Annotated in this window: 1 protein-coding gene and 1 pseudogene; one reads left to right on the forward strand and one right to left on the reverse strand. The window is 72.8% G+C overall.

Annotated elements, in window-relative coordinates; genetic code table 11:
* Positions 1-663, forward strand: a pseudogene (locus tag FV222_RS30230) (competence protein ComEC); the annotation flags it as partial.
* Here the strand turns inward: FV222_RS30230 and lexA are convergent.
* Positions 657-1,145: transcriptional repressor LexA (gene lexA, locus FV222_RS26850; protein WP_147816172.1), on the reverse strand; the 489-nt coding region annotated here is incomplete at its 5' end. The pseudogene FV222_RS30230 and the gene lexA overlap by 7 nt on opposite strands.

Raw genomic sequence — 1,145 nt, forward strand, 5'->3', positions numbered from 1 at the left:
CTCGCCCTGCCGCCGGCGCTGCTGGGGCTCGGCCTCGCGACGGCGCCGGCACGCTTCGAAATCTACGTCGATCGCCAGGGCAGCGGTGCCGCGGTGCGCCGGATCGACGGCAGCCTCGTCGCCCTCGGCAAGCCGTCGAACTTCGTGCTGGAGCAATGGCTGAAGGCCGACGGCGACGGCCGGACCGGCGCGCAGGCGACCGGGGGCGCTACGTGTGACCGGATCGGTTGCGTCCTACGGCTCGCCGATGGCCGCGCGGTGGCGCTCCTGAAGGACCGCCGCGGCTTCGCCCAGGATTGCGCCAACGCCGCGGTGTTGATCACGCCGCTCTCCGCGCCGCCCGGCTGCGCCGCAGCCCTCGTCATCGATCGCGCCTACCTCGCCGCCCACGGCGCGGTGGCGATCCGCCTGCAGCCGGACGGCTTCACGGTGAGTCGGACCCGCGAGCCGGGGCGGACGCTGCCGTGGCGACCGGCCCAAGCCCGCGTGCCGGCCAAGCCAGCCGACCAGCCGGCGCCAGAATCGCCTTTACCCGGCGAGATCAAGCCGAAGTACGTACCTTTCCAGGGCATGGCGCCGCCGAATCCGCGGACCGAACCGGCGCCCGACGACCCGGCCGCGGACGGCCCCGACGCCGAGATGCCGGCGGAGACGGTTCAGTAACGGCGGACGAGGCTGACCAACCGCCCCTGGATCTGGACGCGATCCGGCCCGAGCACGCGGGTTTCGTAGGCGGGGTTGGCCGCTTCCAGTGCGATCGACGAGCCGCGCCGCCGCAGGCGCTTCAGCGTCGCCTCCTCATCGTCGATCAGCGCGACGATGATGTCGCCGGTGTTGGCGGTGTCCTGCTTGCGGATCACCACGAGGTCGCCGTCGAGGATGCCGGCCTCGACCATCGAATCGCCGCGGACCTCCAGTGCGTAGTGCTCGCCGCCGGCGAGGAAGTCCGGCGACATGGTGATCGCGTGGCTCTGGTTCTGGATCGCCGAGATCGGAGTTCCGGCGGCGATCCGGCCCATCACCGGGATCGACACGGAGCGACCGCTGTCATCGACCATCTGCGTCGTCGGCCGAGGCGGCACCGCCTTGGCGCGCCCGCCCTCCACCACGCTCGGGGTGAAGCGGCGTGGCGCGGGCGCCGCCAC

Origin of the sequence: Methylobacterium sp. WL103, from assembly GCF_008039885.1 — a bacterium.
GTDB classification, from domain to species: domain Bacteria; phylum Pseudomonadota; class Alphaproteobacteria; order Rhizobiales; family Beijerinckiaceae; genus Methylobacterium; species Methylobacterium cerastii.